The organism is Ktedonobacter sp. SOSP1-52 (assembly GCF_016587395.1).
Genome location: NZ_BNJH01000005.1, coordinates 906,358 through 931,325 on the forward strand (window position 1 = coordinate 906,358; position 24,968 = coordinate 931,325).

At 53.8% G+C, this 24,968-nt stretch carries 21 protein-coding genes; 10 read left to right on the forward strand and 11 right to left on the reverse strand.

The genetic code is table 11. From position 1 onward, the window contains the following. The first annotated feature begins 236 nt into the window (after positions 1-236). On the forward strand, positions 237-701 hold the full coding sequence (locus tag JMJ16_RS44445; protein ID WP_201392091.1) for a macro domain-containing protein: 465 nt from the start codon (positions 237-239) through the stop codon (positions 699-701). A gap of 121 nt (positions 702-822) precedes the next feature. Here JMJ16_RS44445 and JMJ16_RS44450 read toward each other — a convergent pair whose 3' ends face one another. The 4 genes from JMJ16_RS44450 to JMJ16_RS44465 all read right to left on the reverse strand — a co-directional run bounded on the left by JMJ16_RS44450 (position 823) and on the right by JMJ16_RS44465 (position 4,262). Then, positions 823-1,272, reverse strand: a complete 450-nt coding sequence (locus JMJ16_RS44450) for a GNAT family N-acetyltransferase (protein WP_201392092.1) — start codon at positions 1,270-1,272, stop codon at positions 823-825. 116 nt (positions 1,273-1,388) lie between these two features. Then, positions 1,389-2,534 (reverse strand): YncE family protein, encoded by a 1,146-nt coding sequence (locus JMJ16_RS44455; protein ID WP_201392093.1) that lies wholly within the window; start codon positions 2,532-2,534, stop codon positions 1,389-1,391. 557 nt (positions 2,535-3,091) lie between these two features. Continuing rightward, positions 3,092-3,526 (reverse strand): VOC family protein, encoded by a 435-nt coding sequence (locus JMJ16_RS44460; protein ID WP_201392094.1) that lies wholly within the window; start codon positions 3,524-3,526, stop codon positions 3,092-3,094. A gap of 154 nt (positions 3,527-3,680) precedes the next feature. Next, positions 3,681-4,262, reverse strand: a complete 582-nt coding sequence (locus JMJ16_RS44465) for a TetR/AcrR family transcriptional regulator (RefSeq protein WP_201392095.1) — start codon at positions 4,260-4,262, stop codon at positions 3,681-3,683. A 313-nt stretch (positions 4,263-4,575) separates the two neighbouring features. On the opposite strand from JMJ16_RS44465, the gene JMJ16_RS44470 reads away from it, so the two are divergent. The 3 genes from JMJ16_RS44470 to JMJ16_RS44480 are packed head-to-tail and all read left to right on the forward strand — an operon-like array spanning position 4,576 to position 7,367. Then, a complete protein-coding gene (locus JMJ16_RS44470; RefSeq protein WP_201392096.1) occupies positions 4,576-5,130 on the forward strand; it encodes a TetR/AcrR family transcriptional regulator in 555 nt (184 codons plus the stop codon). A 39-nt stretch (positions 5,131-5,169) separates the two neighbouring features. Next, on the forward strand, positions 5,170-5,955 hold the full coding sequence (locus tag JMJ16_RS44475; protein ID WP_201392097.1) for an alpha/beta fold hydrolase: 786 nt from the start codon (positions 5,170-5,172) through the stop codon (positions 5,953-5,955). Positions 5,956-6,008: 53 nt separating this feature from the next. Next, positions 6,009-7,367 carry a cytochrome P450 gene (locus JMJ16_RS44480; RefSeq protein WP_201392098.1) on the forward strand — a complete coding sequence of 453 codons (1,359 nt, stop codon included), beginning with the start codon at positions 6,009-6,011 and terminating at the stop codon, positions 7,365-7,367. 70 nt (positions 7,368-7,437) lie between these two features. Here JMJ16_RS44480 and JMJ16_RS44485 read toward each other — a convergent pair whose 3' ends face one another. From JMJ16_RS44485 to JMJ16_RS44495, 3 genes are all read right to left on the reverse strand, one after another. Then, complete coding sequence (locus tag JMJ16_RS44485) at positions 7,438-8,292, reverse strand: hypothetical protein (RefSeq protein WP_201392100.1); 855 nt, start codon at positions 8,290-8,292, stop codon at positions 7,438-7,440. 129 nt (positions 8,293-8,421) lie between these two features. Continuing rightward, the gene (locus JMJ16_RS44490; protein ID WP_201392102.1) at positions 8,422-9,786 is read right to left on the reverse strand and encodes a M20/M25/M40 family metallo-hydrolase; all 1,365 of its coding nucleotides are present in this window, start codon (positions 9,784-9,786) and stop codon (positions 8,422-8,424) included. Between the two features lie 229 nt (positions 9,787-10,015). Then, positions 10,016-10,909 (reverse strand): oxidoreductase, encoded by an 894-nt coding sequence (locus tag JMJ16_RS44495; RefSeq protein ID WP_201392104.1) that lies wholly within the window; start codon positions 10,907-10,909, stop codon positions 10,016-10,018. A gap of 315 nt (positions 10,910-11,224) precedes the next feature. On the opposite strand from JMJ16_RS44495, the gene JMJ16_RS44500 reads away from it, so the two are divergent. Next, the gene (locus tag JMJ16_RS44500; protein ID WP_201392106.1) at positions 11,225-12,088 is read left to right on the forward strand and encodes a helix-turn-helix transcriptional regulator; all 864 of its coding nucleotides are present in this window, start codon (positions 11,225-11,227) and stop codon (positions 12,086-12,088) included. A 75-nt stretch (positions 12,089-12,163) separates the two neighbouring features. Here the strand turns inward: JMJ16_RS44500 and JMJ16_RS44505 are convergent, their stop codons facing one another. Then, positions 12,164-12,763: a TetR/AcrR family transcriptional regulator gene (locus tag JMJ16_RS44505; protein WP_201392108.1), complete on the reverse strand. Its 600-nt coding sequence runs from the start codon at positions 12,761-12,763 to the stop codon at positions 12,164-12,166. 186 nt (positions 12,764-12,949) lie between these two features. Between JMJ16_RS44505 and JMJ16_RS44510 the strand changes: the two genes are divergently transcribed. The 3 genes from JMJ16_RS44510 (at position 12,950) to JMJ16_RS44520 (ending at position 17,326) form a co-directional block, all read left to right on the forward strand. Beyond that, entirely contained in the window at positions 12,950-13,990 is a 1,041-nt protein-coding gene (locus JMJ16_RS44510; RefSeq protein ID WP_201392110.1) for an aldo/keto reductase, read from the forward strand. 530 nt (positions 13,991-14,520) lie between these two features. Then, positions 14,521-15,468 (forward strand): phosphotransferase family protein, encoded by a 948-nt coding sequence (locus JMJ16_RS44515; protein ID WP_201392112.1) that lies wholly within the window; start codon positions 14,521-14,523, stop codon positions 15,466-15,468. Positions 15,469-15,661: 193 nt separating this feature from the next. After that, on the forward strand, positions 15,662-17,326 hold the full coding sequence (locus tag JMJ16_RS44520; RefSeq protein ID WP_201381424.1) for an IS1182 family transposase: 1,665 nt from the start codon (positions 15,662-15,664) through the stop codon (positions 17,324-17,326). A gap of 26 nt (positions 17,327-17,352) precedes the next feature. Here the strand turns inward: JMJ16_RS44520 and JMJ16_RS44525 are convergent, their stop codons facing one another. Then, complete coding sequence (locus JMJ16_RS44525) at positions 17,353-18,543, reverse strand: hypothetical protein (protein WP_236601765.1); 1,191 nt, start codon at positions 18,541-18,543, stop codon at positions 17,353-17,355. 114 nt (positions 18,544-18,657) lie between these two features. After that, positions 18,658-19,482, reverse strand: coding sequence for a helix-turn-helix transcriptional regulator (locus JMJ16_RS44530; RefSeq protein ID WP_201392114.1), 825 nt, complete (start codon positions 19,480-19,482; stop codon positions 18,658-18,660). A gap of 209 nt (positions 19,483-19,691) precedes the next feature. Between JMJ16_RS44530 and JMJ16_RS44535 the strand changes: the two genes are divergently transcribed. Beyond that, on the forward strand, positions 19,692-20,630 hold the full coding sequence (locus tag JMJ16_RS44535; protein ID WP_201392117.1) for a zinc-binding dehydrogenase: 939 nt from the start codon (positions 19,692-19,694) through the stop codon (positions 20,628-20,630). Between the two features lie 124 nt (positions 20,631-20,754). Here JMJ16_RS44535 and JMJ16_RS44540 read toward each other — a convergent pair whose 3' ends face one another. Then, on the reverse strand, positions 20,755-23,955 hold the full coding sequence (locus JMJ16_RS44540) for a LuxR C-terminal-related transcriptional regulator (RefSeq protein WP_201392119.1): 3,201 nt from the start codon (positions 23,953-23,955) through the stop codon (positions 20,755-20,757). A gap of 224 nt (positions 23,956-24,179) precedes the next feature. Here JMJ16_RS44540 and JMJ16_RS44545 point away from each other — a divergent pair, with 224 nt between their 5' ends. Further along, a complete protein-coding gene (locus tag JMJ16_RS44545; RefSeq protein WP_201392121.1) occupies positions 24,180-24,929 on the forward strand; it encodes an arylamine N-acetyltransferase in 750 nt (249 codons plus the stop codon). Positions 24,930-24,968: the final 39 nt, after the last annotated feature.

A 24,968-nucleotide genomic window follows, 5' to 3' on the forward strand; every position in this document is an offset into this window, starting at 1 on the left:
GCTATCTTGCCAACTGAATGGAAAGTATTATGCATCATCGGCGTAGAAAAAACATGCCGAATGCACCATATAGTGTAGAAGAGCCGCTCGCTCCTGTCTATTAGGAGAAATCCCTATTTTTTAGTCAGATGACCTTACATAATTTATTGGATGACTTGACGCAGGTAATGTATATATGAGTTAACTGTTTTCTGGACAAGCATGTTGGATCTCTTGGGAAGGAATGAGAAGGCAGAATGGCACAACCTACACAGTATATCGTCGATGGCGATCTATTTCGGGCGAGAGAGCAGGTCATTGTCAATCCCGTCAACTGCCGGGGTATCATGGGGGCGGGCCTGGCTCTGGCCTTCAAGCAGCGCTACCCTAAGATGTTCCGGGCTTATCAGCAGCAATGTGAGAGTGGAGAGTTGAAGATTGGCCAGCCACGACTCTACACAGCAAGCCAGCCCTGGATCTTAAACTTCCCCACCAAGGATCACTATCGCCAGCCCTCGCGCCTCATCTACATCCAGCAGGGGCTAGATTGTCTTATAGCCAGTTATCAACAGCAGGGTATTGAGAGCATTGCCTTCCCTAAGCTTGGCTGCGGCAAGGGTGGTCTCTCCTGGGAGGAGGTTGGTCCTCTGATGGCCCAGGCGCTTGCTCACTTGCCCATCCCTACCACTATTTATATTGATAAGGGAGATCGGGAGTATTAACAGTAGCCGCGTACGCCAGTAGCGGGCCCGCTACTGGCGTACGCGGCTACTGCCCCCTCCCCCTCGCAGAAAGAGTGGCTTGTCTGGCGTTTATAGTCGCCCAGCGTTGAGCTTCGCTGCTTTATGCATAGCTTTTGCGGTAGGTCAGGCCGAGGTCACGGAAGCCGTAGCGGCGGTAGAAACTGGCGGAATGTTCGGTGGAGGAGACCTCCAGGCGCGCGCGTGGGTAGAGGGCATGGCATGCGTCCAGCAGGCTGCTTCCCACACCGCGACCACGCCACTGCTCAGCGATGAGGAGTTCGAAAATATAGGTTGTGATATGCTTATCGCTCCAGGCGCGCACGAAGCCGATTACCTCGCCATCCGCTTCGGCGACGAGCGTGGGCCAGGAGTTGCGCCAGCCTGCCAGCGCGTCCTCTGGTCGCCGGTTTGGCGTCGGCCATCCCTCGGCCTCTGAGAGGCGTTGGATGGCCGCAAAATCCTGTTCCTGCCAGGCCCGAATCGCTATACCTTCTGGGAGGTTTAGCTGTGCGAGGGTGTGTTCCAGTTCGCTTATATGGTGCGATGTCATTGTCTTTCCTCTCGAGGCATCTTTTGCATAGAAGTGTTTTTAATATAACACACCCTATCCCTGGTGTTTACCACCCAGGCAGCTTCTTCCCACTCTCTATCAGGTTCCGGTACTACTTACTGCCCGTAGATCACGATGCCCAGTCCTTGCTGAGGTACATAGATCTTGCCTGTCGTAGGACTGGCTGTCACGGTATGCGATTTATCTGTGAGCGCGATCTGCTGTATCAACTGCCCATCCGCTTTGGCAATGGCCAGCGTGGCCGAGTCTGTGCTTAACTCATTGCTATTGGCGAAGAAGAAATGTTCATGGGTGTAGGCGACGAAATCACCGCTATCAGTATTGGGAACCAGGATGGCCTTCCCGGTCTTTAGATCCAGGATCTGAGAGTTGCCTGTGCTACAAGCCAGCCCAAGCTGCGCATGAGCGCCTATCGCCAGGCCATTGGGATTACAGACATAGGGAAGTGAATACTCGCGTCGACGCGTGACCTTCTTCGTTGACGTATCATGTTGTAGCACGTAGACTGCGCCATAGGGATGCGTCGAAGCTCCTGTGACTGAGAGAAAGAAGCGCCCATCCGCGAACTCGATATCATCCAGGCCGTGTGTATCACCTGTGGTTGCGGCCTCAGGGAAGGTCAGGCGTGTCATCGGAAACTCATTCTGGCTCACCTTACTGGTATCGATGAATGAGACCACGGGAATCTCGTCATCACCATTGACCACCGCCAGAAGGTGATCGGCCTCGTCGAAAGCCATCGCATCCGCGCGTAGCTCACCCAATTTGGGTGTAATACCCACAACCTGCTTCGTCTGCGTGCTGAGGAAAACCACTGTGCCATCGCCATTGGAGACCGCAAGCAGGTCTGGAGCCACGCGAAGCACATGGTTGGGACCATTCTTATTATGTTCCTCGCCTGTGAAGGGACCAGGAATACTGTAGAGAAAGGTATTCGTCTTTAGATCGAGCACATCGATGCTCTTATTGTCGCGATCGGCGAGATAATAGCGTGACTCGGCCTCGTCGAGATAGGCTCCATCAAAGACCAGCGAAGATGCATTGGGGAGCGCAATTGAGCTTATCTGCTTGTAATTGTTTGCCCTATGCGCGACGACTTTGGGAAGGGTCGGCTGAACTGTGCTAATGGCCCGCGAGAGGATAAAGAAGTGCGAGAGACAGAGTAGAGCGAGTAGCCCAAGAATGGATAGGAATATAACCACGGTAAGGACCTTGCTGCCCTTTAAATACTGTGCTTGCATTAGTTGAAAGCTCTCTTTACATTCATGGGCCAGAAAGCCCCTGTGATGTATCCAGGGGATGAATGGCCTTTCCCTCTTGCTTTTGATGAGAACATCTGATATACTCATCACTACAAATGAAGCTATTACAAAGAGATTCGTCTTGTAGGTGATGAGGCATGATACCCACCTCACGGTTGGTTTCGCTTCATACACCACAAGAAACGTGGTTGGTACCGTAGGGCATACGGAAACCTGAGAACTTCGGTTCTTGCAACGCTTCTGGACAGGCGGACCTCTACACTCTGAGGAGCGATCCTCAGAGGGCTTGCTCTCTGGATGAAGGAAGAATCCCCTGGATGTATCCAGGTGGAGTGTCAATAAGGAAAAGATATCTTGCTTTCAGCATAATGAGCCAGGGAATAAAGCGATATCAATAAGCCTTTGTAAGATGGCAAGAGGCATGACGCTACTAAAGTACGCGTCTACATATGCTTGTTATATGTAGACGCGTACTTTAGTAGCGTCATGCCCATATGATATTTGACTTGATGCGTATTAGTCTCTGCTGGTTATGATCAAGGGCGAGCAGATGTTGTCCAGCTGGTGTCTGCGGCGGCGTGGGGCGAGTTTGGTGCGATCTGCATGAGCTCGATGCGGTTGCCATCGGGATCGGTCAGCCAGTACTGCCAGTTGTTGTCCAGACCACGGGTAGGCTCGCCGCTGATGGGAAGGCCGCGTGCCTCCAGCTCTTTGAGTGTTGTTGCCATATCTTCGACAAGGAGGCAGAAATGGTTGTAGCCGACCTGGGAGGACTTGTTCTCACCGGTCGCACCCGGAAAGAGTTCAATAAAGTGCCCAGGGGCAATCTGGAGGTAGACGATCCAGGGCGAGGGTGTCCCCTCGCGGTCCAGGCGGAAGGCCTCGCGCAGGCCCAGCTTATGGCAATAGAAGTCCAGTGAACGTTCCAGGTTACTAATATTGAAGGCAATATGGCCTATTCCTTTAATCATGACACTCCTCATTTCTTTTCTGTATTGATTATCTTTAAAGTATGACTTTGTCTGCTAAAGAATGTCAAGTAAATATAGGCGAAAAATATGACCAGGGAGAGAAGGAGTTGTGGCGGATCATGCATACATGACCCGCCACAACTCCTTCTCTCCCTCACCCAATCCCGAGGGCGTGGCAGACGAAGCGGGCGGTCTCCTCGATGTAGTGCTCAATGGGGATGGGCACGTTGTAGATGTAGCATTGCACTGCAGCGTAGTAGACCGTGCCTACAATGAGGGTGGCCGTGATTGTGGGATCAATGCCTGAATTGATGGTGCCCTGGGACTGCTCGTAGCGTAGCAGGTCCGAGATCAGGCGATGGTAGGGCGAGAAGACAAACTCGTGCTCCGAGGCGGACTCAACGAGGCGCGCCAGGGCAAGGACATCGCGATAGGCACTCAGAATGTTGAAGGTGTCTGTAATGCTTTTCTCGATCTTCTGTTTCAATAGTCCAGGCTCGGCGAAGGCGCTGGTAAGCGCAATCTGGACCTCGCTCTGCATCTCGACCGTGAGGGTTTTAACAATCGAGGCCTTGGATGGGAAATACCAGTAAAAGGTTCCCTGGGCCACGCCCGCCCTCGCCACGATCTCCGAGATTTTTGTTGCTTCATAGCCCTTCTCCGCCATGATCTCACGTGAGACTTTAAGCAGTTCTGCGCGGCGGTCCACCCTGGTGTTTTTCGCGTTCTGGTGCATATCTTCTTATTCCCCTGGCTGCATAGAAATCTTGATGAGCGCTTTTTTAGCATAGCACACCATAGGCTTAAAAGTACATTATTTTTCCTTGTTAAATTTGAATAAAATTCAGAATTGAATTTAGTTCAAACTTATGTTATGCTCGTGACGAAGAAAGTTCTGCCTGATACCTGGATGCCCAGGGACAGAACTCTACTCTCTGGCCCGATTTCTCCTTTGTGTTCCATCTCAAGACAAGCAAATTCGATCAGAGAGATTACAAATGCGTGTAAAAAGAAGGGGTTGAGAAAAGAACATGAAGGAAACTAGCCTGGTGCCAAAGAGAGTTCCACGACGTCAGCGTCTGATTGAGATTGGGCTAGACCTATTTGGACATCGATCATATGAAGAGATCTCCATCGACGACATTGCCGCCGCCGCTGATATCTCGAAGGGGCTGCTCTACTACTACTTTCCTACCAAGCATGACTTTTACGTAGCGGTTGTAGAGCATGCGGCGCAGGGGATGCTGCAAGAGACGGAGCCTGATCCCACTCTTGAGCCAGCGCAGCGCCTGCGTAGCAGCCTGCACGCCTACTTTAGCTATGTTGATCGGCACGCCAAGGCTTATGTGGCCCTGCTCCGAGGCGGCGTCGGCGTCGACGTTAAGGTCGCAGCCATTACCGATAGTGTGCGCCAGTCCTACATCCAGCGCATTATGGAGAATATTATTAGAGAATGCCCGCTGACACCCAGGCAGCGCATCGCTATCAATGGTTGGGTGGGCTTTGTTGAAGCCACCAGCATCGCCTGGCTCAACCAGCGCGGCATCGACCTGGACGAACTCTGCGATCTGGCCGTCGCTGCCTTCGCTACCATCTTTCAATGATTATTTGCATACACCAATAGAGCAAGGAGGCATGAGACCTTGAAGCTTGCAAGACATGTTATGACGCTCGATGGAGAGCGGATGCACTACTCAGTGGTGGGCCAGGGCGAGCCGCTAGTCCTGGTGCATGGCCTCTCTGGCTCGTGGCGCTGGTGGCTGCGCAATGCGCCTACCCTGGCTCAACACTATCGCGTCTATCTCGTGGATCTCCCAGGCTTTGGCAGTATGCGGCATCTATCGAAGAAGTTTGATCTATTGCGCTGTGCCGCGTGGCTGGATATGTGGATGAGGGAGCTTGGACTGGAGGAGGTGCGCCTGGTTGGGCATTCCATGGGCGGCTATATCTGCATGGAATTGGTGGCCCTGCGCCCGGAGAAGGTCAAGCACCTGGTGCTGGTGGATTCTATTGGCACCCCCTTTGGACCAATGGTAAGCCAGTTGGAGGCAATGGCCATGCGCTCTATTTACCGAACTACCCCGGCTTTCTGGCCCTACATGGCCTACGACTATTTACGAGCCGGGCGCGCCATGGTGCGGCGCGCGGCTGAGCAGATTATCGCCCTGGATGCCGCATCTGTTATCTCCTCTGTTGCGGTCCCAACGCTCCTGGTCTGGGGCGACCAGGATGACCTGGTCCCGCTCTCGCTTGGTCAGCAGCTCCATGCTAACCTTACTGGCTCGCGCCTGTTGATCCTTGAAGGCTCCAATCACTTTAGCATGTTTGACCAGCCGCAGGTTTTTAATAGCGCGTTGCTGGCCTTCTTCCAAGATCAGGAGATTGGTGACCTCTATCAAGGGCAGAGTGGGGACATCTCTCTATTATAGGCGCCCGATGTATCGGGCGCTTATATGATTGAAGATAGAAAGGAGTAATAGCCATGGCACAAGACGTTATTAAAGCGCCTACAGAGCGCGCTGTCCCGCGCTTGACGAGGCGCGAAGGTCTCTCTCTGATTATCAATAGCGATCCTCTCGGCATTCCATTGCGCCTGGCGCACAAGTATGGGGATGTATTTTTTATGGAGGCGGGAGGCCAGAAGGTCTTTTTCCTTAATCATCCCGACGATGTCCGCGAACTCCTGGTTGTGCAGCACGAGAAGTTTTACAAGGGTGACGGCGTGATGCAGCTTGCGCGTATGCTTGGTCAGGGCCTGGTGACCAGCGAGGACCCTCTACATAAGCGGCAGCGGCGCCTGGTGCAGCCCGCGTTCCACCGCAAGCGCATTGCTGGCTATGCCCAGGCCATGGTTGAGGCCGCGCAGGAGCAGGCGCGGAACTGGCGGGATGGCGCGACCGTGGACATGGTGGAAGAAATGATGGAGTTGGCCCTTATCATTGTAGGTAAGACCCTATTTAATACCGACGTGGCGCGTGAGGCCGATACCGTCCAGCAGGCCTTGGTGACCTCGATGGAGGCCTTTCGTAAACTGAGTATGTCGCCCCTGGGCGCGTTGGTGGAACGCCTGCCACTTCCCATTAACGCGCGCCTGCGCCAGGCACGCGAGCAGCTTGATGCTGTGGTCTATCGTATCATTGACGAGCATCGTAAGCAGGGGAAAGACCAGGGCGACCTGCTCTCCATGTTGCTCCTGGCGCAGGACGAAGATGGCTCGGTCATGACTGATGAGCAGTTGCGTGACGAGGTCATGACGCTCTTCTTGGCGGGCCACGAGACGACCTCCAACGCCCTGGCCTGGACCTGGTATCTCCTGGCGCAGCATCCCGAGATTCTCGCCAGACTCCAGCAAGAAGTGGATAGTGTGCTGGCGGATCGGGCCGCAAGCATAGATGACCTCGCTCGCCTGTCTTATACCGAGCAGGTCTTGATGGAGTCGATGCGTATCTGTCCCCCCATCTGGGCCATTGACCGCAACGCCATCGAGGACGTCAACTTGCGCGGTATCCACATCCCCAAGGGCTCCAAAGTCGTGCTCAGCCAGTACGTTGTGCAGCATGACCCGCGCTTCTATCCCGAGCCAGAGCGATTTGATCCCGAGCGTTGGATGCCCGAGGCCAGGGCTGAGCGGCCCAAGTTTGCCTACTTCCCCTTTGGCGGTGGCCCGCGCCTCTGCATCGGCGAGTCCTTCGCCTGGACTGAGGGCATCCTACTCCTGGCGACCCTGGCTCAGCGTTGGGAGGCCAGGCTCGCACCCGGCGCACGCGTCGCCTTCCAGCCCGCCGTCACCCTGCGCCCCAAATACGGTCTTAAGATGACCCTCCACCGGCGGGCAGCATAACTATTACACAATAAAGAGAGATACCGCAATATGCGCGCGTGCGCGCATATTGCGGTATCTCTCTTTATTTTTACCTGGGCAGGCCGGGTCCCAGCACAAAGAAGTAGATGATCAGGGCGACCACGCCGAGGGAGAGCCAGAGCCAGTCGCGTGTTGGCGTTAGAGGTTCTTCAGGTGTGTTGGGGAGGGGTTTCTTGATAATGCCGTTGATTGGCATGAGAAAGGCCGTGCCGCCAAAGCTGGCTGCCGCACCCGAGATGAGGATGAGGAGTGGGCTGACGGGATTAAAGATTGCCGAGATGGTCAGCGCGGCACTGCCGGCCAGGTAGGGCGTATACGTCAGCATAAAGCGGCGTTTGCCGCGTTTGTTGCCACCCTCTGTGGCGCGGCCCGCGAAGGGGTCCAGGTTGCGCGCCCCCAGATAGAGTCCCAGTAGAGAGATTATGACGCCTAGAATAGTCAGCCCGGTTCGCCAAGCCAATTGTGCGGGAAGACCCTGTACGAAGTCGTTCCAATCGCCAAAGCCCGCGAATGTCAGGACCATCAGGTAGCCACCAGGAATGATCAGGTTGATCGTCGAGAACAGCCAGAGAAAGTAGCGCGTAGTTCCCTTGTTAACCCTGAACAAAGGCATGATGCCCAGTGTGATCAGCGCCACCACAACCTGCGCGCCACAGCCAGCCGCATCGACGATCTGCCGCTTCCAGTCCGGAACACCTGCAAAGCTTACATCTAGATCAACCGAGGAGACATGTTGGGGATGTAGACCCAGCAGAATGGCCGCCAGCCCATGGCCGAGGGCCTCATGCGTAATGGACGAGAGAAGATAAGCGACGACGCCAATCGCCGCCACCGTGAACAAATCAATACGTGTTGTCGTCGCCTGGGCTTGCGCCTTCGCTGAACCGTCCAGTCTTGCTTCCATCTTTGCTTGCTCCTTACATAATGAAGAAAAATTTGAAGTACTTCAAGCTCAGTGTAAGCGAAAATCTGGCGAGAGAACCTCCTCCAAAAGGAGGAAAAGCAGGATGAATAGAATGAGCGTCGGGCCACTCTAGGCGCTGATCTGTGTGACGACCCGCTGGAGCACGCGTAAGCCAAAGGCGACGTTTGCCACTGAGATACGCTCGTCATGTCCATGCGCCATCTGCTGTGGCGAGGGCCAGCCGGGCTCCGGCATCATTGGGTCAAAGCCATAGGCGATGATCCCTCGTGGTACCAGGAAGCGCGAGTCCGTCATGGCTGGCAGCAGGTACGGTGAAATCAGTGCCTGCGGATCATGCATGGCGAGCGCATCACGAATAGCCGTGAACAGCTCCGTGCCTTGCTCGCATTCATGCCCATTGAAGGTGACGCCCTCAACCTCAACCGCGACATTGGGGTCGGAGATCCTGCGCTGTAGCTCTGCCACAAACATCTCTGGCGTCTGTCCCGGGAGTAAACGTCCATCCAGAGTGGCCGTGGCCTCGCCTGGAATCACGTTAGAGGCATAGCCAGCTTGTAAGAGGGTTGGTGAAGCCGTATTATGCAGCATGGCGCGTAGGGCATCGGCTATGTAGGTATCCAGGGTTCCTAGCAGCGACTCAGAGAGCAGCGGATTGAGTACCAGGGGGAGAAGGGATTGTTGTGGCTGTTTCTGCGTTTGGGCCAGGGTGGCGATTAAGGCGCGTGCCGTTGCGGTCACATGCAGTGGCAGCGGAGCCAGCGAGACGCGGCGGACCGCGTTCGCCAGGCGCGAAATCGCGTTTCGCTGATGGGGAACAGAACCGTGACCAGGGTCGCCAGTAGCCCGCAACTTGATAAGAGCGTTGCCTTTTTCAGCGGTTGAGCAGACATAGATGCGCTTGCCACCAACCTCGACGGCAAAGCCACCTCCCTCATTGAGGGCATACTCGACATCTATAAGCTCGGGCGCGTTTTTGACAATCCAGCCCATGCCGTATGTGCCGCCCTGCTCCTCATCTGCTACGGCCAGGAAAATCAGGTCGCGGCTGAGCGTCATCTCACCAGCCTTGGCCTGGCGGGCGGCGTGCAAAAAGAGCGTCAATTCCTTGGCCGTCAGGCTCTTCGTGTCCACGGCCCCACGCCCGTAGATATATCCATTCTGGATGGTACCCCCAAAGGGATCTACAGACCAGTGCTCGCGCTCAACGGGGACAACATCCACATGCGAGAGCAGCAGCAACGGGCGCTTCGTGCCATTTCCACGTATCCGCGCCCAGATATTTACCCGACCAGGAGCGGCCTCGAGTACACGGTACTCGATTCCTTCTGCTTCAAACTGGGAACGAATATATTCGATAGCCGTGCTCTCATTGCCGGGCGGATTCACCGTCTTGCAACGCAGCAAGGCCTGTAGATGTTTAACGGCTTCTGCAGCCAGCTCCTCTGTGCCATCAATCATATGTATGTCTCGCATATATACGCCCTTTTACTGTCAGCGGAGTTTACCAGCATGATCGCAAGTTAGCAGGCTCTTTAAAGGTGTTGGAGTTAGCAGTGTATCACAAAAAGGATAACCTTTTCCTTTTTGGCCTCAGGGCAGGATGGCGACTTGTGCATTCTGCATACAGTAAACAGGCGAATATAGGCGAGCATCTACAAAAGATGCTCGCCTATATTCGCCTGTTGAAATGCTTTCGGCGATTTTATTTTGTGCTTTCCTGGCTCGATTGTGGTAATCCAATGCCATGCGCCAGAGGATCTCCCTCAACATTGTCGTAGTCGGTTGAGGTAATAAGGTGCTCCCAGCGCTCTGTCTCAGCGAGTTTGGCCTGATCGACCAGGCGCGCGGTCTTAAAGGCGTCTCTTCCCAGGGGCAAACGAAGTGGTGGGTTCGCTTCATTCACAATGGTAATGAGTGCCTGGGCAGCTTTGTCCGGATCACCAGGCTCTTTACCAGCAATTCCCTCCCTATAGGCCACCATCGGATCAAGGATGCTCTTATAATCCTCGCTCGCCTCTATGAAGGTCATGGAAGCACCACCCCAATCTGTACGAAAACTGCCGGGCTCGACCAGGGTGACCTTAATCCCAAGGTGTTTGACCTCGCGCGAGAGGACTTCGGAGAAGCCTTCGACCGCCCATTTCGCGGTCTGGTAGGGACCCAGGCCTGCTGCGGTTGTGCGCCCTCCAATTGAGGAGACCTGGAGAAAGTGACCTGAGCGTTGCTGACGCAGGACCGGGAGCGCGGCTCGCGTCACATTGATTACGCCCCACAAATTGGCTTCAAGTTGGGCGCGCCACTCTTCTTCGGAGGCATCCTCAATTGTTGTCACGTTAGCATATCCGGCATTGTTGACCACGACATCGAGTCGCCCAAAGGCTTCAATGGTGGTCGCGACCGCTGCGCGAGCCTGCTCGGGATTGGTGACGTCGAGAGCGATGGTGCGCACCTGCTTACCATATTTTACTGCCAGGTCGCTGAGCTGCTCAGGCTTACGTGCGGTGGCAACCAGCTGGTCCCCGTGTTCCAACACAGCCTCAGCGAGGCTGCGGCCCAGGCCGCGTGAGCTTCCCGTAATCAACCAGACCTTTGACATGTATATAGTTCCTTTCTTGAAGAATCCGTGGAGAAGCGAATGATCAATGTCCCTTTGGATAGTAAGCATTGTAGAGCCGAGGAATGATTGGAACCAGGAGCGTAGTTATCATATGTGTGAAAGTAACAGGCTACATATGACTCGTCAGCTCCTGCGCCACTTTGCCAGAAGTAAAGAAGTAGTATCACACCACCGATTGTGGTGTATATGGTTGAGCGGGCTGGCTCTGCCAGCCCGCTCAACCATATACACCACATCACTAATTATGCGAGCCACGTAGTGGCGAGAAGTCACGTAACAAGAGGGTTGAACCATATGAGAGACAATACAAAGAGGCGGGCCGAACTCGGCGATTTTCTGCGCACACGGCGTGCGCGCTTGCAACCAGAGCAGCTTGGACTATCGACGTTTGGTAGGCGCAGAACTCCAGGACTCAGACGCGACGAAGTGGCCCAACTCGCTGGAGTTGGCGTCTCCTGGTATACCTGGCTGGAGCAAGGGCGAGATATCACCGTCTCTGAGCAGGTAGTTGAGCGACTCGCTGAAACGCTGCAACTTGAGAGTGAAGAGCGCCGGCATCTCTTTGTCCTCGCGCGTGGCATGGTTCCCGTCGCGGTCGAGCGTGCTGAAATTGTCCCTCCCCCACCCGGCACTCAAGCTGTGCTTGATGCCCTGGGCATAACCCCCGCCATTCTGGTTGACCATCGTTTTAACCTGGTGGCCTGGAATGAAGGTGCCTGTCGCGTCTTTGGCGACTTCTCTCTGCTTGGGGAGAGAGAGCGAAATAGAATCTGGAACATGTTCACCAATCCTGCGGCGCGCCAACTTTTTGTCGATTGGGAAGAGGCGGCTCAGCATGCCGTTATGCATTTGCGTTCTGCCTATGACCAGTACATTGGCGATGCCTGGTTTGAACAATTGTTGGCAGACTTACAACGGGAAAGCCCTGAGTTCCGCACACTATGGTCAAAGCATAATGTGCAAGCCTCTTGTGATCTCTATCACGAGAAGATTTTGAACCATCCGCAAGTTGGCCATCTCCACTTCTCAAGCAGCGTGTTTATAGTGCCGATTACTCCCCCACTTCACATGGTAACCTATACGCCATCCTCGCCAGAGACAGCAAACAAGCTTGCGATAATAGGCGAAACCGGGCATATTCACACGTTGGCGCGCTGAGTCGCATATGTACTTGCTCGATACAGGTGATGCCTGAGCCATCTGCATTTTAGGACGTTTGCTTTAGAGGCACCTTTACGCCAATTTTGTATCAGGCGCCAGATGAGCTATGCCTTCCATTATGATTAGCAATACATCATCGGCTACTTTTTCCGCTGAGAGCCTGGTTTCCTCCTGATACCAGTGAACCGCCACTCCCAAAATCGTCCAGCTTACGACTCTGGCAATTGTCTCAACTGGAACACGCCAGCGTGCCCCGGCATTCTTCTCTTGCTTTAACCATGTTAAGAGAAGGCTTGTCAATGCATCTTTGGTAGCACGTTCAACGAGTGGGTCAACAACCTCTGCTGGATCGCACTGACCATACTCGTCCTCGAAGTGTTCCAGCACGACTTTAACAAGGAGATGCAGTGTCTGTTTGTTCCAGCGCGGTTCTGGTGGAAGGCTATGCTGCAACAGCACTTGAAACTGGTCATGGATAAGCTCTTCCAGTAAGGCATACTTGTCGGGGTAGTGAGCGTAAAAGGTTCCTCGGTTGACATTGGCCTGGTCAGCGATATTCTGAATGGTCATCGCCATAAAGCTCTTTTCCTTCATGATCGTAATGGCCGCCTGCCGTAATAGCTGATGTGTGCGCTGCACACGTCGTTCCATGCTCTTTGGTGGGGTAGCCATAGTCTATCCTCCTTTATCTGGGCGCATATGTAACTCAACAAGTCCCTCTGTTTGTTCCTTACCCGACAAAAACGCGAAATTGCTGATTGATTGTCGAGCTTTCAGGCTCTAGTATTATAGACAACCGTTACTCAGTAAACAACCGGTGATTAATGTTCAAAAGGGTAGAAAAAAGGAGATGATGCAATGCAATACACGACTTTGGGGAGGACCGGGTTGGTCGTATCCAGGCTCACGTTAGGGACTATGACCTTTGGCGAAGGAGTTTCTCATGGCTTTGAGCATTCAGTGAATCAAGAGCGCGCAAACAGGATGGTCTCTCAGGCCATCGAAGCTGGTATTAACCTCTTCGATACCGCGAACAATTATGGCGGGGGGCGCGCCGAAGAGTTTCTTGGTCGTGCGCTTGGATCGCGGCGGAGCGACGCTATCATCGCTACGAAACTCGGGGCGCGTACCGGACCTGCACTTACAGATGCAGGTCTGTCATATCGTCATGTTATCGCCTCAACAGAGGCCAGCCTCAAACGCCTGGGAACAGACTATGTCGACCTTTTGCAACTTCACGTTCCTGATCCTCTGACGCCCTTTGAGGAGACAGCTCGCGCGCTAGATCACCTGATACAGCGCGGATTAGTACGCTATGTGGGGTATTCCAATCTCGGTGATTGGCAGGCCGCGACCTTTCTGGCAACACAGCGCCAGCACGAGTATGCTCCCTTTGTTTCCGCACAGATGTACTACTCGCTTTTAGGGCGTGATATCGAGTATGGAGTGACGCCATTCTTACGCCATGAGGGCCTGGGCTTGTTAGTCTGGAGTCCGCTCGCTGGTGGGTTCCTGAGTGGGAAGTATACGAGAGAGCAGCCCAAAGTCAGCGATGGACGGCTGGCCTCATTTGACTATCTCTCTCTCCTCTCAATTGATCGTGAGAAGGGTTATGCTGTTGTCGACAAACTACGCGACATCGCGGATTCTCATGGGGAAGCGACTCCTGCCCAGGTGGCCCTGGCCTGGTTGCTGGCAAAACCCTATGTCTCTTCGGTCATTATCGGTGCCAGCAAGCTAGAGCAATTTGCTGACAATCTGGCGGCGACCAACCTATCCCTTACAACAGAGGAAATAGAGTCTCTTGATACCCTTACCGAACCGAGACCGCTCTACCCCTACAAATGGCAAGCAAGCGGAGGCGATCATATGGTGCACCATGCATTGGGTATGCGATAGACGATGCTAAAGGATGTGGGGTGTATGTTGCGTGGCCCACATCCTGTACTCAGGGAGGGAGGTAGCTAGTAACCAAACACTTGAATAATTAGCCTGGACCATTTATACTAAAAACGTTGCATATTGCTTTAAGTAGATGAAAGGTTTGTGCTCTGATGACCTGGACTTTAGCTTGCTAGTATCTCCACTAGCCGCATAGATTTCTCCATCTTCTCTTGCTCGCTTTCTTCGCGGGACCGTGTGTGTTGGCTGTCAGACATGACGGTAACACTCCATATGATCATTTGTGTCTGAACTGGTCAACGAACGAGCGCGGAAGGTTGATCGAGCCTGGAGGAAAGGCAGCTGGTGGCGGATGTTGAGCAAGAGATGCGGTTCAGGTTAGCGCGCATTGTGTCCTCCTTTCCTGTATACAGGCGCTCTCTCCCTCTCTCACATCCTCTTACGTAAAACCCCCTTTGCATAGTGTTGGATTCTTGCGCCTTTTTCCCCTCTGGGGAAGTGATGTACAGTGAAAAAGGAGATTTTTTATGCCTGATTTACGTCCAGTGGTCCCGACTGCCCAGGTCCTCACTCTTTTGAACCAGCATTTTAGCGCGCCGATCCTTGATTTGACACCAGTCGAAGGCGGACAGGTGGCGCATGTATTCTCCTTTCGTGTGGAGAAGCAAGAGTATATCGTGCGCTTCAATCTGGACAAGATGCTGTCCTCGAATTTTCCCAAAGAGGCATATGTCGCACGCAAACTGGCTGGGACTTCGCTGCCTATCGCGCCTATTCTGCACGTAGGACGCCTGGGCGATCTGCATTTCGCCATTTCGCGCAAGATGCCAGGGAAGATGCTACAAGAGCACACTCCTCAAGAGGTTCAGGCACTTCTACCGCAAATCCTTGATCTTCTGGAGGCGGCACACAGCGTCGACACCAGTGAGACACAAGGGTATGGCGTATTCGATTATCGAGGTAGAGGTTCAGATGCAAGCTGGCGCGCCAGTCTGTTGAAGGTTGCTGATGAAGAGGATGAGCGTGACTACTTTGGTAAATGGCACAGGTTATTCGACGAAACCTTTTTAGAGTGTGACCTCTTCGAGAAGCTCTACCAGTATATGCAAGAGTTGCTTGCCTTCTGTCCCGAGGAGCGCACTTTGCTTTTGGGAGCGTTCACTACGAGAAACCTGCTAGCGCAGGATGGCAAGATTACCGCCGTGCTGGATCTGCTCGATGCAAGTTATGGCGACAGGGTGTACGATATTGTCTCCCTGGATTTCTGGTGGCCTCCACTAGGGATCCGCGAAGCTTTTCTGGCATACCAGCGGCAGCATGGGCGTGAACTGCCTTTCTATGCAGAACGCTTGCTTTGCTATGAATGCTATCAGGCCCTGATTGGCTTGCGCTTTTACGCCAAAAGCGGCAACGAGCAGGGTTATCAGATGGCGCGTGAGATTATTCAGCAAAAGCTCGCCGCGTCTGGCAGGTAACTAAAGGATTATCATGCAACGCATAAGCTGAGAACTATGAAAGCGCTTGCGGTCTCCAGCAAAAATCGGATCTTGAAGAAGATCCGATTTTTGGGTAGCTCCCCACTAAGATATTGTTGGCGAATTAATTTGAGGCGAAATGTGAGATACTGAAGAAGCAAGAAAAAACAAGCATTCAGGAGGGAGGGAACCCATGACACTACAGCCACAAGCGATACCGCCAGTCCCAGAAGAAACTGTAGAGATAGCACAAGCCATTTTGCCGAAAGGCAACATCTGTATTCATATGCGAGATGCATTAGGAACGTTTTTTCGCGATGAAGATTTCCTTGACTTATTTTCCAACAAAGGACAGCCTGCAATATCGGCCTGGCGTCTCGCACTGGTGATGGTAATGCAATATGCAGAAGGGTTAACGGATCGGCAGGCAGCAGACGCAGTGAAAACGCGCATTGATTGGAAATACGCCTTGAGCTTAGAAATCAAGGATCCAGGATTTGATTTTTCCGTGTTAAGTGAATTTCGTGGTCGCCTCCTTGCCAATCAAGCGGAACGCCGTTTGTTTGATCTGATGTTGTCTCAGTTCCGAGAACGAGGCTGGGTCAAAGCACGAGGCAAACAACGGACAGATTCAACGCATATTCTGGCGGCTATTCGAGCTGTCAACCGTCTGGAATGTGTTGGAGAAACCATGCGCCATGTCCTCAATATCCTGGCAGAAGTAGCTCCCGATTGGCTTCTTGAGCGTGTTCAACCTGAATGGGAAAAACGATATCGATCACGCTTTAGCGACTTTCGTTTACCAAAGGACGAGAAAGCGCGTCAAGAGCTCTCAGAGCAGATTGGAGCTGACGGCCGAAGGCTCCTGGAGAGCATCTGGGGCAGCACAACCCATGCCTGGTTACAAGAACTCCCAGCCGTAGAGATTCTGCGAAGGATTTGGATCCAGCAGTATCACGCATGTGAGCAGGGAACACCTTGGAGAAAAGATCAGGAGCTTCCCCCGGCAGCGCTCTTGATCCAATCGCCATATGATGTGGAGGCGCGATACAGCAAGAAGAAGCAGACAGGATGGGTTGGCTACAAAGTGCATTTTACCGAAGGATGTGACGCTGATCAGCCTCATTTTGTGCTCGAAGTTACCACGACAGCATCCACGCTCCCAGATGGAGACGTCATGGAAAATCTTCATGAACGCTTGGCTGGCAACCAACTTCTCCCCGGCCAGCACCTGGTCGATAAAGGCTATGTGGACGCCGAACTGCTTGCTACGAGTCAGCATCGCCATCAGGTTGATCTGGTTGGGCCGGTTCTTCCTGATACCAGTTGGGCCTCAAAAGAAGCTGGGCGCTTTGATCATAGCCACTTCCACATTGATTGGAAGGCCAAACAGGTCCTGTGTCCGGCTGGGCAGACAAGCCGAGATTGGGGACATATCCCTGATCGACATGGAAAGCCAAGTCTGCGTATCCGGTTTCCCCTTCCCCTTTGTCGGGTTTGCACACTTCATGAGAAGTGTTCGTCAACCGCAGCCAAAGTACTCATTTTGCGACCAGATGAAGCCAGCTATGTGGCACTTCAGCAGGCTCGAAAACGTCAGGAAACCGCTGAATTTCGAGCCCTGTATGCAGCGCGAGCAGGCATTGAAGGAACCGTTGCTCAAAGTGTACGGACCTGTGAGATACGCAGATCCCGATACATTGGCGTGAAAAAGCTCAATCTCCAGGCGTTTCTAACAGCGACCTCCATCAACATGCTTCGGGCTTGTCATTGGATTGCAGAAGCGAAGCTGGCAACCACGCCAACTTCTCGTTTTGCAGAGCTGCTCGCTTCTGTCAAGCAAGTAGCTGTTGCGTAGCTTCTGCTCATTCGCCAACAATATCACTAACCGGTGGTTGAGCACAAGGCCCCCTTGCGCAGCCGAACGAGGGCTCGATTTGACGGCTGCTTCATTGTTGGAACAGACGGCTGAGCGTCTTTCCTTCGTCGTCCTCGTCGCTTGGGCTCAACCCATGCAGGAGGCGCGACTTGGTAGTGCAAGAGCTCACTCACACTCCAGAGGTGATCGGTCAACCCAGCTGCCATCGCCGGCGTCACGACTCTGCCCTCGTGCGTCGGCTTGGAAATCTCGTGGTGCTCCCAGCAGAAATTGTAGGTGGTGCCAAGCAGGTACATTCCCGTCTCCAACGGACGTAGGCGGTGAGCGCCCTGACGACATTTGCGCGTCAAGGTGGCAAACCGCTGACGCATGGTGGCATTCAAGCGTTCAATGAAGGCGGTGTTGAGCACGTTGCCTCCTCTCGACTGCTGCAAGAGCCTCTCGGCTTCCTCTTGTGAGCCATGTGACATGGTGCGTGTGACCTCGACGACGCGTTTCTTCTGCGTTCGCTTGATGACGGTCCCAATATGCAACTCTGGCCAGAGGCACAAGCGAGCGCGTCCTCGTCCCGGTGTTTCTTTGACCTTTTCACGAAAGGCTCGCTTGATACTGCCTGGGTACGCCGACCAGCCGTCGGTCAAGACCAGCAGCGCTTTCAGGGACTGCCCACAGCGTCGTACCTGTTGCAAGAGCCGATCAGCCAGAGCCCGATCACGGGTGAGTGAGACGGTCCCGGCCAGCCACAGGCGCGTCTTGACCATCATCGCTAGACCCATCCACGCCACCATGTTGGAACCTTTGACACGAATCTCATCCGCCTGCACGTGTTGCAGATCCAGCTGTGCCGTTTCTACAACATCCTGATGCACGCGTTGGCAATGCATTCCGGCCCGATCTCGCCAGCTGGCCACGGTTCGTTCATCCAGGCCAAAGGCATGAACAATGGCTTGAAGGGGACATCCGTACGAGAGCAGCGTCACCACGATGACGACCAGCTCAGTTGGCTTACGCAGCCCCTCCAACATGGTTCCCTTTCGAGCACTGAAGGTCTTACGGCAACGCGTACAGCGATAGCGCTGCCGCTTGCGGTCATGAATGACGATGGTACCTGCCCCGATTTGCCCTCTTGCGCAACACGTCGAATTGGGGCAGAATTGTTTCGACGGCTCCATTGAGGGAAATATGGTCTTTTGCATATCCATATCTTGTCAATGGAGCCTGATGTTTGCAAGTCTCTCCCACTTTCACCAGTTAATGAAGTCCTACCGATTTTTGCTGGAGATCTGTTTTTTCCGGTGTGGTTACGTCCCTTATAAGGATGCGGAGAGAGCCTGCTCCAATTTTGATACCGAAGCTTCCGAGGCTGAGTAGACTTTCACGCGTAAATCAGGGGAAAAGGATGTTTGGAAGGTTACATGGTCAAATTCCAACCATCCCAGCGTCGGGTGCTTCACGACTTGAGGCCCATCGGGCAAACCGCGTACATTTTGTTGTTCCCACCACTGACAAAATTGTGGGCTGGCCTGTTGCAGGTCTTCGATGATTTCACGAAAAGAGACATCGCCCGGATAGCGAGCGTAATCGGCACGAAATTGTGCCACCAGGCTTTGTGCCTGCTTCTCCCATTCTTGATAGAGGATACTGTTTTCACGTTGAAAAAAACGCCAGATGACATTGTGCGAGTGAGGTGGACATGGCTCGTGAAAACGAAATAACAGCTCTGCTGCTCGGTTCCAGGTAAGCACATTCCAGCACCGCCCAATCATGAAAGCCGGGTGAGGATTGAGTGCATTGACAACGCGTTGGAGCGCAGGCGTCACCTGTTCCTCCCCCATCCTCTTTCCAGATACTTCTCCATATGCCAGGAGGAAGAGATGTCGCTCCTCAGCAGCAGTAAGCCTGAGAGCCGTTGACAGGCTGGAGAGCACCTGTTTGGAGGGATGAACATCCTGTCCCTGTTCAAGCAGCGTATACCAGGAAACACCGATGTTGGCAAGCTCTGCAACCTCCTCGCGCCGCAATCCCGGTGTACGACGACGATTGCGAGCAGGCAAGCCCACCTCTGTGGGCTGAATGCGTGCTCGTCGTGTGCGTAAGAAAGCGGCCAGCGCCTCCCTGCGTTCTCTTTCATCCATCTCTTCTGCTTCTTATCCTGCTAGTTTTAATCATACGATAATCAAACGCTGGTTATACGATCAGCTCATGCCTATACTAGCAAAGAGAAAATTGAAGGTCAAGGAAGGAGCCATCGTATCGGTGGAGAAGGGAGCGGCAAGTACCCCTTAAAAAGTGGAACCGCATTATAAGAAGAAAAATAAGATAGAAATTGAGAAGGAGATTGACTATGAATACTATTCGCGCAATTGTTGTTGATCCTGATATGAAAGGACGCCTGGCGTTACACGAGGTTGAGTCGCCATCGCCCGCATCATCAGAAGTACTGGTCCGTGTCTCTGCCATCTCGCTCAATCTGGGCGAGGTACGTACGGCGGTTTTGCGTACCCCGGAAGCGGGATGGCGCCCGGGGTGGGACCTGGCTGGGGTGGTGGTGCAAGCGGCTGCTGATGGATCGGGGCCGTCGGTTGGGGCCAGGGTCTTTGGCCTGGTTAATTCTGGAGCCTGGGCGGAACTTGTCGCGGTTCCTACAGCTTCGTTGGCAGAGATTCCTGAAGGCGTCACGTTTGCTCAAGCAGCAACGTTGCCGGTTGCGGCCTTGACTGCTTTATATGGACTGGAGAGAGCGGGCTTTCTGCTCAATCGGAAAGTGCTGGTCACGGGGGCTTCGGGTGGTGTGGGACATTTTGCCTGTCAGTTGGCCCGTCAGGGAGGTGCTATGGTGGTCGCCCTTGTTCGGCGCGTGGAGCGTGTGGCCAGTGCCCGAGCAATAGGGGCGCATGAGGTGGTTGTTGGAGAGGACGTTGCTCTGGCTCGCTCGTTTGGCCCTTATGATATCGTCATTGATACATTAGGCGGCAAATCTCTAAGTACTGCTTTGACTTTACTGGAGACAGATGGCGTCTGTGTGAATGTGGGAGCGGCAGGAGACCCGGAAGCAACGTTGCAGAGCCGATTGGAAGCAGCAAAAAAAGGACCATTCCTCGTTCCTGAAATCGAACGCATGTTAAATGCGGCGAAAGATCTGGGAAGATTGGCTCAAATGGTCGCTGAGGAACGATTGCATCCGCAAATTGGGCTGGAGGCTTCCTGGACCAAAGTTACCGAGGTTGCCCAGAGCCTTCTGGACCGTCGTATCGCGGGTAAGGCGATACTGTATGTCTCCTGATGGTACAACTCACATGATCATGCTGTGTGGTCTGACCTTCATGATGGTTTGGCAGGAATTATTGGCATTTGTAAATGCAGCAAATTGCTTTGTGAGTAGTACAGTTATTCAAGCCCTGCCTCAACTAGATCAGTTTGCGCTTGCGAGCCTGGGCGAGGGCCTGGGTGCGGCTCTCTGCGCCTAGTTTGGTATAAATAGCGCGCACATGTGATTTGACTGTGCTCAGGGCGATAACGAGCCGCGAGGCGATCTCATTGTTGGAGTGGCCAGCATTGATAAGATGGAGCACCTCGCGCTCACGCGTACTAAGCGGCTCAATTAGTTCTTGCTCGCTATCTTCAATTTGCAGCTCTTCTTGTAAGCGTATGAGCAGCATATTCATATAGCCAGAATAAAATACCCCTGCATTTTTACGGCTGCCATTTTGAACACGTTGCCTTTCACGTAGTAGGGTGAGCAATGTCAGCATGGGTGCGCCTTTGTCTAGAAATGTTCGGACGTAGCCCCTGGAGTTAGCCAGAATGAGTGCATGCGCTATCTGCTCAATGGCCTGGTCGGTGTGGCCCTGGGCCTGGTTGAGCAGGGCGTACCAGGTGAGCCACTGGATACGGCTGCCTATTCGCTCTGGCTGCTCTACCAGTTCTCGCTGTTCATCCAGCATCTGCTGTGCTTCTTGCCAGCGCTGGCAGGTCAGGAGGAGTTGGATGTAGAGTTGATAGTGAGCGGATGCCAGCGAGAGCCACTGGCGCAACAGCAGGGGATCGCCTCGCTGAGGAAGGGGGTAGGCTTCTAGCCATTGCTGCCCAACTGTTTCGTCGCCAAGCGTGTGCTGGAGAAGCGCATACTCGCCCCTGGCGATGGGAAGTACCTCTTCTCCTATCCATGGCTCAGAGAGATAGTTCGCGACCTCTGCCAGATGCTGGTGTGTGCCCTCAGGATCATGCATGAGAAGTCTGATACGCGCAAGGCCGAGTTTTGCGAGTAGAAAGTGCGTATCAGCGCTGGTCTCTCTAAGGAGGTCAATATCGGCACACGAGGCGATGACGCGATTATAATAGCGTTCCGCCCCCTCTAAATTATTGCGTTCGTAGGCCGCGTTCCCTAGCAAGAGGTTGGCGTTTCCCTTGAGTAGGGGGGACTCAGGTGTGGTCATATGGAGAACTTGTAGGGCGAGATATGGAATATCGCTTAGCCGCCCCATTATCTCATAGAGCATGACCAGGCGGTAGGCGATGCTAAGAATCCAGGTCGCGCTCCGGTCGGCGATAGCCGAGGCCAGCCCCTCCTCCAGAGCCTCAGTGGCGGCGAGAAGGTCTCCTCGTAGAATAGAGACCGTGCTCAGGTGTTGCGTCATACGTGCGCGATGAGCCATACCTGTCAGGCGAGCAACGGCGCGGCGACAGAGTTCCTGGCAAAAAGAGAGGCCACCGGGACGTTGCGTATTCAACATCCCATACAGCGCCAGGAGTTCAGCGGTCATATTGGCTCGCAGTCCCTCGCTTCTGCTGGAATGTGGGTAGAAGCTATCGACATGCGCCGTGATGGCTTGCTCCAGTGAAGCCACATTCTCAGTCTCTAGAGTGGGGAGCGCGTGTTGCTGAATGTATATGGAGAGCATCTCAGTCGCGATTACTGCCTGCCCGGCATACCAGTACCACCAGCAGGCATAAAGAAAGAGGCGCAAGCGGGAGAAGATCAGGGGGCGTGGCAACAATTCAACCCAGTTCATCACCATCTGCACCTCGCCTCGGCTGATAAGCTCTACCCCGTTCTCCTCAGCGAGGTCGACAATCGTAGCAGTATCGTTCGCGGCGTGGGCGTGGGTAACGGCCTCTGTGAGCATGCCCTGCTCGCGATACCAGCGAGCGGCACGCTGATGCAGCAATGGGATATCTCTGGCCGCGCTGGCTTGGAGGTGCTGGCGCAGCATGTCGGCAAAGACCTGGTGATAGCGATACCAGCGGCGTGCCTCATCCAGAGGCGTCAAGAAGAGATTGGCCTGATAGAGCCAGTTCAGGGTCTCCTCGCCATTGAGTTGTGCACTAACGGCCTCACAGAGTTGAGCCTCTAGCTGTGAGAGAATCGAGGTTCGCAAGAGGAATTGTTGGATCTGCTCGGGCAAGTGTGCCAGCACCTCCTGTCCCAGGTATTCGGCGATATAGCTCTGGCTACCCTTGAGGCTCTCTAAGAAATTGGGCGCTTTCGGCTGATCATGCAAGAGGAGCGCGACCATTTGCAGCCCCGCCACCCAGCCAGCAGTGCGCTCTTCCAATAGCGAGATCTCTGTGTGAGTAAGAGGAGCCTTTCCGTGGCGTGCGAAAAACGCTAGCGTCTCCTCACTCGTAAAGCGTAGGTCGTCGGCTCGTATTTCAAGCAGAAGTTGGCGAACCCGAAGGCGCGCAAGCGGCAAAGGAGGATCATGGCGTGCCGCGATAACTATGTGTAGGTGTGCAGGTAGATGTTCTACCAGGAAGGTCAGGCCCTGGTGAACGGACTCGTCGCTAATCACATGATAGTCATCCAGTACGAGCAGCGCCTCGCCGTTTGACTTCTGGGGTCTGAACTTCTCGTTCTCCAGCAGATTGAGTAGCAGCGTCAGGACGCGCTCAATCGTGGGACGCTGAGGGGTGTGGAGCATACGCAGGGTATAGGTGCCCACGCCGGGATAGAGGGTATCTATAGCCGTGAAGAGGTAAGACCAGAAGCGCGTGGTATCGTTATCGCTCGTGTCGAGGGAGACCCAGGCCGAGAGCGATGTCTGGGTGCGCAACCAACTACTAAGCAGCGTACTCTTGCCGGAACCAGCGGGAGCGCAGATCAAGGTCAGGGAGCGTGCCTGTGCTTGGTGCAGGCGTTCAATGAGGCGCGTGCGCTCGACAAGATGCTGTGGTATCAGGGGAACGCGGAGCTTGGCCGCCAGTAGCTCTTCCTGTGCCAGGCTATGTATCTCCTTGCCTGTTGTAGCTTGCTTGGTTGCGCCTCCATTTTTGTCGTCTTCACCATCTGCTGCGAAGAGTCCAGCTACCTCCTCCAGTCGCTGAAGTGTGAGCACCTCGCCTTTGCCCAGGTACTTCTTGCGTACCCGCTTCTGCGAGCGCTGATAGGCATACCAGTACCAGTCACCCTGCTTCACCTGCTCGCGGCGCGCTGTATATGTGCCCTGCCGTCCTCGGAAGGCGAACGAGGCTGCCTGTGCCAGCACCTCCTGCCATGCTGAAGCGTCCGCCTCCAGCACTATTTCTTTTACCTCTGCGTGCTGATCACAGAGAATATATGCCTGGCGCGCCTCTGACCAGGATAGGGTGTATGCTGCTGCCCTTGGCATCCTCTCCCGCCTTTTTCATCCCTGGTGATGTTACCTAACGCTGTGTTACCTAAACCCAAGTATAGATGACTGTAGAAGAAGATGCAAGTTGCTGTATCCTCATTCTGTCCCTTTGTACAGAAGAATCGCTGGTCGTTTGGCGGATCATCAATGACCAATTTTGTACTAGAATAGAAGATATTCTATTCTTTGAGGATATCTAATAAAGAATTGCAAGGATGAAAATGGACATACAAGCTTACCTGCGACGCATTGACTACCAGGGCTCGCTTGAGCCAAATATCCAGACCCTAAACGCACTGCATGAAGCACACCTGCTCTCGGTTCCTTTTGAAAACCTTGATATCCACCTGGGAAGAGAGATTCGCCTGGATGAACGCTCCCTCTGGACGAAGGTTATTGAGGAGAGGCGTGGCGGCTTCTGCTATGAACTCAATGGTCTTTTTGCCTCACTCCTACGAGCGCTGGGTTTTCAAGTTGATCTCCTCTCCGCTGGTGTGGGGCATTCCTCAGGGGGCTTTGGGCCAGAGTTTGACCACCTCACCTTGCTTGTTCATCTAGAAGAGGATTGGCTGGCGGATGTAGGCTTTGGCGATAGTTTTCGCCTTCCCCTTCGTATGCAGCCCGCGCTTATGCAGCCTCAGACCTGGGGAAGCTATCGCCTGGTGCAAGAGGATGAATATTGGGTCCTGGAGCGGCAATACGACGACTGGAAGCCAGAGTATCGTTTTACCCTTCAGCCTCATATACTAAGCGATTTCTCTGCTATGTGCCACTATCAGCAGACCTCTCCCCAGTCGCACTTTACGCAAAATCGTGTGTGCTCGCTTGCCAGAAATGATGGGCGTATCACTCTCAGCAATCAACGCCTGATCACAACAGTTCATGGCGAGCGTCAGGAGCAGATACTAGCCAGCCAGGAAGAATATAGTGCCGCCCTCGCCATATATTTTGGTGTCCATCTCAAAGCCTGACCTGTTGGTCTATAGCGCCTTTGGCGAGTTTTATTGCTT